Raw genomic sequence first — 6,595 nt, forward strand, 5'->3', positions numbered from 1 at the left:
CCCGACATCGCACCGCATTCGCGCCCTACGCTGGGAAGACACTGTCGTCGGGCCCGCCAGGCGGTGTCCACTCCGAGCCCCTGCCGCCCGCTTCGGATCGTAGCGCGCAGGAGGATTCCAGTGGCGAAGGCGAAATTCCAGCGAACCAAGCCGCACGTCAATGTCGGCACCATCGGTCATATCGATCACGGTAAAACCACCCTCACCGCGGCGATAACCAAAGTGCTGCACAGCAAATACCCCGATTTGAATCCCTTCACGCCGTTCGAGGCGATCGACAAGGCCCCGGAGGAGCGCCAGCGCGGGATCACCATTTCCATTGCGCACGTCGAGTATCAGACCGAGCACCGCCACTACGCACACGTCGACTGCCCCGGGCACGCCGACTACATCAAGAACATGATCACAGGCGCCGCGCAGATGGACGGCGCGATCCTGGTGGTCGCCGCCACCGACGGCCCCATGCCGCAGACCAAGGAGCATGTCATCCTGGCCCGCCAGGTCGGCGTCCCCAAAATGGTTGTGGCACTGAACAAGTGCGATATGGTCGATGATGAGGAGATTCTGGAGCTGGTCGAGATGGAGGTCAGCGACCTGCTCAGCGAGTACGACTTCGACGGCGACAACACCCCCGTGATCCGTGTCTCGGCGTTCAAGGCGCTGGAAAACCCCACCGGCGAATGGGGTTCCGGCATAACCGAACTCCTGAATGCCGTCGACGACTGGATCGACACTCCCATCCGCGATGTGGAGAAGCCGTTCCTGATGCCGATCGAGGATGTCTTCACCATTACCGGCCGCGGCACCGTGGTCACCGGCCGCATCGAACGCGGGGTATTGAAGGTCAATGCCGAGGTCGAGATCGTGGGCATCCGCCCGAAGACCACCAAAACCATCGTCACCGGCATAGAGATGTTCCGAAAGCTGTTGGACGAGGGCCAAGCCGGTGAGAACGTGGGCCTGCTGCTGCGCGGCATCAAGCGCGAGGACGTCGAACGCGGCCAATGCGTCATCAAGCCGGGCACAGTCACCCCGCACACCGAATTCGAGGGCCAGGCCTACATCCTGTCCAAGGAGGAGGGCGGCCGCCACACCCCGTTCTTCGTCAATTACCGTCCCCAATTCTATTTCCGCACAACGGATGTGACCGGAATGGTGACGCTCCCGAAGGAGGTCGAAATGGTCCTGCCCGGCGACAATGTCTTGATGAGCGTCGTCCTGATCCAGCCGATTGCCATGGAGGTGGGGCTGAAGTTCGCCATCCGCGAGGGCGGCCGCACGGTGGGCGCGGGGCAGATCACCAAGATCATCAAATAGCCGTCGTAGGCTCTGCGGAGACCGATGATTTTTGCCGGCGCGGTTCGTCTACCCAGCAACCGACCTAGCAAGGAGCCACCGATGTCCGAGATGAAGACCTACACCCTGGAAGCCCCCGGCGCCGTCATCACCTACGACGTACGGCAGGCCGAGAGCGGCACCGGCGACAAGCCCACGCTGCTGATCATCGGCTCGCCGATGGATGCCAGCGGCTTCGTCAGCCTGGCCGAACGCTTCTCGGACCGTACCGTCGTGACCTACGACCCCCGCGGCACCGCCCGCAGTACCAAGGCCGACCCCGCCAGCGAATCCACCCCCGACCAGCACGCCGATGACCTGCACCGGGTCATCGACGCGCTCGGCGGCGGCCCGGTCGACCTGTTCGGCAGCAGCGGCGGCGCGGTCAATGCCCTCGCCGTGGTGTCAAAGCATCCCGAGCAGATCCTCACCGTGGTGGTGCACGAACCGCCCGCCGTCCGCTACGGCGCGGACGCCGAACAGGCCCTCGCCGCCACCACGAACATCCACGAGACCTACGAGCGCGCCGGCTTCGGCCCCGCCATGGCCAAGTTCATCGCCCTGGTCTCGATGAAGGGCGAGATCCCCGCCGCTTTCGTCGACCAGCCGATGGATCCGGCCATATTCGGCCTGCCCACCGAAGACGACGGCACCCGCGGCGACCCCCTGCTCGGCCAGAACGTCGTCTCCTGTACCCACTACGAGGTCGACTTCGACGCTCTCCGCACCGCATCCACCCGGGTAGTCATCGCCATCGGGGTCGAGTCCGCAGGCGAATTGGCCTGCCGCAGCGCAGAAGCCATCGCGGCCAAACTGGGCACCGACCCCGTCGTCTTCCCGAGCAACCACGCCGGATTCCTCGGCGGCGAGTTCGGCCAACAGGGCGATCCGGACGGCTTCGCCGCCAAGCTGCACCAGGTCCTGGACAACTAACTCAGCGCACCGGCGTGTTGGGGTGCGAACCTTTCGAACCAGAAGCGCACCCCTCGGCAGGCTGTTTAGCTTCATCCATGAGACAGCGCAGCGTGACCACGCAGCTCAGCCCATCTCCTCCAAAGTTTTGCCCTTGGTTTCGGGAACCCACTTGAGCACGAAGGGAATCGAGAGCACGGCGAAGGCGGCGTAGATGACGTAGGTGCCGGACAGGTTCCAGTCGGCCAGGCTGGGGAAGCTGGCTGTGATGGCCCAGTTGGCGATCCACTGCGCGGAGGCCGCGACTCCGAGTGCGGCGGCGCGCAGCCGGTTGGGGAACATCTCGCCCAGCAGCACCCACACCACCACACCCCAGGACATGGCGAAGAACAGTACGAACACATGCGCCGAGACCAGCGCGACAACGCCCTGCAGGTGTGGCAGCGCCACACTGTCACCGGATCCGTGCTTGGCCGAGAACGCCCAGGCCTCCAGCGCCAGCGATATCGCCATGCCGCTGGATCCGATCAGCGCCAGCGGTTTCCGGCCGATCCGGTCGACCAGCACCATGGCGATCACGGTGCCGACGATATTGATGATGGAGGTGGTGAAGGAGTAGAAGAACGAACTGGAGGGATCGATCCCGACCGACTGCCACAGCGTCGCGGAGTAGTAGAACACCACATTGATGCCGACCAACTGCTGGAACATCGACAGCCCGATACCGATCCAGACCACCGGCAGGAAGCCGAATTTCGACCCGAGCAGATCCCGGAACGAGGCCTTGTGCTCACGGTGCATCGCCTGCTGAATCTCCGCGACTCGAGCATCCAGATCGGGGTTGTCACCCTCGACCTCTTCGAGCACCTTCTTGGCCCGATCGATCCGCCCGATCGAGATCAGGTACCGCGGCGACTCCGGAATGGCAAAGGAGAACAGCCCGTACAGCGTCGCCGGTATGACCATCACCCCGAGCATCCACTGCCAAGCCTCCAGCCCCCCGATATGCCCGCGCTGGTTGCCGTCCGCCATCTTCAGGATCGCGAAATTGACCAACTGCGAAATCGCGATGCCGAGCACGATCGCCGCCTGCTGAAACGAGGCGAGCCGCCCGCGATACGCCGGCGGCGAAACCTCGGCAATGTAGGCAGGCCCGATCACCGATGCCATGCCGATCCCGATGCCGCCCAGTACACGCCACATGGCCAGATCCCACAGCGCGAACGGCAGCGCCGACCCGATGGCACTGACGGTGAACAGCGCCGCGGCCATTCGCATGACCCAGATCCGCCCGATCCGATCCGCGATTCGCCCCGCGATGGCCGCACCGATCGCACAGCCGATCAGCGCGATGGCCACCACCTGCGCCAAGGTCGCCGACCCGATGTCGTACCGGTCGCGGATGGCCTCGACCGCGCCATTGATCACCGAACTGTCGTACCCGAACAGGAATCCGCCCATGGCGGCTGCCGCGGTAATGAAGATGACATACCCGAGGCTGTCCGCCCCCGATCCCGTCGACCTGTGCGCACCCACCGGTGAATTCACGCAGACTCCTCTGTCCCGGCCCGAGGCTCAGCAGGCCCGAGCCAACCGCGCGGCCTGATCAGCTCGAGCATTCCGCCTGTCGACGATCTCAAACATCGACGATTGTTGCTGAGGAGTTGCTTGTCAACGGGCCACGCAACGGAAGTCTCGGTGAAGTCAGCGCGGGGGAGCGGGCACTGTGCTCGCCGTCCTAGTCGGAGTCGGTGCTGCGCGGCCACCGCTGCAGCACCGCTCGCGCGAATTTGCGGGTCGAAGAATGCTGGATTCGATAGTACGAGTGCTGATTTCGCGGCGTCATCCGCAGACATTGGAAAACCCGCCACGAATCGTGCATCGAGCTGATTACCGGCGCTTCCTCGGGGTCCGGCCCGGGCCACTGGTACAGGTCGTTGTAGATTCCCATGGTCGCGCGGATCGGATCGCCGGTATCGGTCGCCAGTGCCAGCACCTGCAGCACAGTCATTTCGTCACGCGGTGACCGTGGCAGATGATCTGCGATATACCACCACAGCGCCACCGGATCCGCGAGCAGTCGAATACCGGTTTCGGTCAGTCGCACACGGTCGCCGCTCTCCTCGGTCAAACCGAAATAGGCTGCGGTGCCCCGCAATTCGTCGACCGGTACCGGCTCACCCCGTTCGTGCAGCCATCGCGCATTCAATTGAAGTTCGGCCAGCAGGGGTGAAAGAACCTGCGGCGGCAGTGTATTCGTGTCGGTCAGCGGAGTTCCATCGGCGCCGATATGCGCAAGCAACCGCAAATATGGCCGCATCGCATCGGCCGCCCCCACGGGATCGATCGTGACCGGTTGATTCACCATGGCCTGCCCCGTCAAATGCCGCAATCGCCGCAGTGACCTTCCCGGCGGACCGCCCAGCATCCGCACCAGTGCTTCGGGCAAACCCTCGGGGTTGATGGGCGACTCATCGGCCGGACCCTGCCCGAAGGTGCTCAGCTCCAGATTGACGGCTTCGACATCCACACCTTTGGGGCCTTCGAGACATACCGCGCGCGGGGAGTCGGCGTGAAATTCGCTCACGGCCTCGACACGGACGACCCGCTGCCATTCCTTCCGGGGCCCATTGCGATGGAACAGCTCATCCCCGGCCTCGACCAGCAGCTCATCGAGCCGCACCCGATCCAGCGGAACGCCCCGCCATCCCCGCTCGATTTCCCATGAGCACAGGTAATGCTGGGTGTCGTAATCCTTGTAGACCGCCGCCGAGCCGAAGTGCTTCCGCTGCTGGTATTCCCACCCCAGGGCGGTTTCCAGCAGATCCTGCAGTTCATCGAGGTACAGATCGGAGGCAACCTCGAGCCGCCGCCAAATCCGCCCGTTCGGCTTCACGGACTCGACCAGCACCCGGTAGGTGAGCGTGCTGCTGCGCCGCGGGCGCCGCGGCTCCTTCGGCGGGGGACGCTTCGTGGGTTCCCGCCTGGGACCGAAGTGCGCTTCGATGGTTTCCAGGGCTTTGCGAAGCGCCTCATCGCGGTCCGTAAAACCTTTGCGGAGCGCGTCATCTCTCTGCACTCGGCAAGTGTATTCGCTGCTCTGTCCTCGAAACCGTGCTTCGCCGCGAGGAACTCGGCCACTCGGCGCGTTATCCGCCGTGTCGCGAAGTTCGGTAACCGCCGATTCCCAGCTTTCCGTGTCGCGCCCCTCAGAGCAGCCCGAGTAACTAGGCTCGTGCCGACTGTCGTGACGGTCACGGTGATGAAGGGTGTTGAGTTGGTGGAGTTGCGTGGTGATGTGGTGCCCGGCGGGCGGGCACGTTCGACGGATATCGCTGCGCCCCAGAACGGTTTCGGCTGGGAGTTGCCCGGCAAGAACACCCGGGCTCTGGAATTCGACCGCCCTAAACGTGTCTGGGAACCGAACCCGGTCGCCGGCCGAGTCCGCCCCTATGTGGTCGCCACCTTCAACCTCAAGGGCGGCGTCGGAAAAACGACCACCACCGCTGCCCTGGCCGAAATACTGTCCGCAGAGTTCGGAAAACGAGTCCTGCTCATCGATCTCGACCCGCAGCGAAATCTGACCACCATGATGGTCGGGGAAACTCGTGCGGCGGAACTGGATTCGAATGATCAGACCCTCACCGCGGTATTCACCGCCGCGCTGAACCGAAAACGTTTGAAGGATGTCTCGGCGCTGGTCCAGCACGAGGTTTCCCCGATGCAGATGGTCACCTCGGTGGACCTGCTGCCGTCGTCGCCGAAACTCATTGCGCTGCAGGATGATATGACGCGCCTCGCGGGAATCGACCCGACCAGGGTCCTCGCTGATGCTCTCACCGCAGTCCTGGCAGGCTACGACTTCGTCCTCATCGACTGCCCGCCCAATCTCGGCATCATCACCCAGAACGGCCTCCGGATCTCCGACGGCTACCTGATCCCCACCATCCCCGACGTGATGTCCACCTATGGCATTCCTCCGGTGCAATCGCACATCCGTCACCTCTCCACGCGGTGGTCCACTCCTATAGAGGAGCTCGGCGTGGTGATCACGAAGTACCGCCGCTCCTCCGCGATCCATCGCCGCATCCTGGAGGACCTGCGCGAGAACCGCAGCCTGCCGCGCCTTTTCCCGACCCGGATCCCGGAGTCCAATCAGATCGCCGCCGCCGCCGAGTTCACCGACTTCGGCACCCTCCGCCAGAAGTACGGTTCCGGCGGCCAGTTCCTGGCGCTGCGCGAATTGACCGCCGACTTCCTCGCCACGACCCGCATAAAACTGGCCTGGGGGCGGTGACCAGCCCTTTTGCAGCCGATTTGACTTCGTTCGCTGCCGTCCGTAACTTAG

At 64.0% G+C, this 6,595-nt stretch carries 5 protein-coding genes; 3 read left to right on the forward strand and 2 right to left on the reverse strand.

The features are described 5' to 3' along the window. Positions 1-120: 120 nt before the first annotated feature. On the forward strand, positions 121-1,317 hold the full coding sequence (gene tuf / locus OG716_RS41820; RefSeq protein ID WP_355126872.1) for an elongation factor Tu: 1,197 nt from the start codon (positions 121-123) through the stop codon (positions 1,315-1,317). Positions 1,318-1,398: 81 nt separating this feature from the next. Next, positions 1,399-2,268, forward strand: coding sequence for an alpha/beta fold hydrolase (locus OG716_RS41825; RefSeq protein WP_405135681.1), 870 nt, complete (start codon positions 1,399-1,401; stop codon positions 2,266-2,268). A 105-nt stretch (positions 2,269-2,373) separates the two neighbouring features. Here the strand turns inward: OG716_RS41825 and OG716_RS41830 are convergent, their stop codons facing one another. Next, positions 2,374-3,795, reverse strand: a complete 1,422-nt coding sequence (locus tag OG716_RS41830) for a sugar porter family MFS transporter (RefSeq protein ID WP_405135682.1) — start codon at positions 3,793-3,795, stop codon at positions 2,374-2,376. Positions 3,796-3,985: 190 nt separating this feature from the next. Continuing rightward, the gene (locus OG716_RS41835) at positions 3,986-5,326 is read right to left on the reverse strand and encodes an IS1096 element passenger TnpR family protein (RefSeq protein WP_405135683.1); all 1,341 of its coding nucleotides are present in this window, start codon (positions 5,324-5,326) and stop codon (positions 3,986-3,988) included. Between the two features lie 183 nt (positions 5,327-5,509). On the opposite strand from OG716_RS41835, the gene OG716_RS41840 reads away from it, so the two are divergent. Further along, positions 5,510-6,544: an AAA family ATPase gene (locus OG716_RS41840; RefSeq protein WP_405135684.1), complete on the forward strand. Its 1,035-nt coding sequence runs from the start codon at positions 5,510-5,512 to the stop codon at positions 6,542-6,544. Positions 6,545-6,595: the final 51 nt, after the last annotated feature.

Origin of the sequence: Nocardia sp. NBC_01388, from assembly GCF_045040085.1 — a bacterium.
Taxonomy (GTDB): Bacteria; Actinomycetota; Actinomycetes; order Mycobacteriales; family Mycobacteriaceae; genus Nocardia.

What these genes read in the sequence shown, in the direction of transcription:
- OG716_RS41840 (WP_405135684.1), top strand. Translation starts at nt 5,510, where the DNA reads ATGAAGGGTGTTGAGTTGGTGGAGTTGCGTGGTGATGTGGTGCCCGGC.
- OG716_RS41825 (WP_405135681.1), top strand. Translation starts at nt 1,399, where the DNA reads ATGTCCGAGATGAAGACCTACACCCTGGAAGCCCCCGGCGCCGTCATC.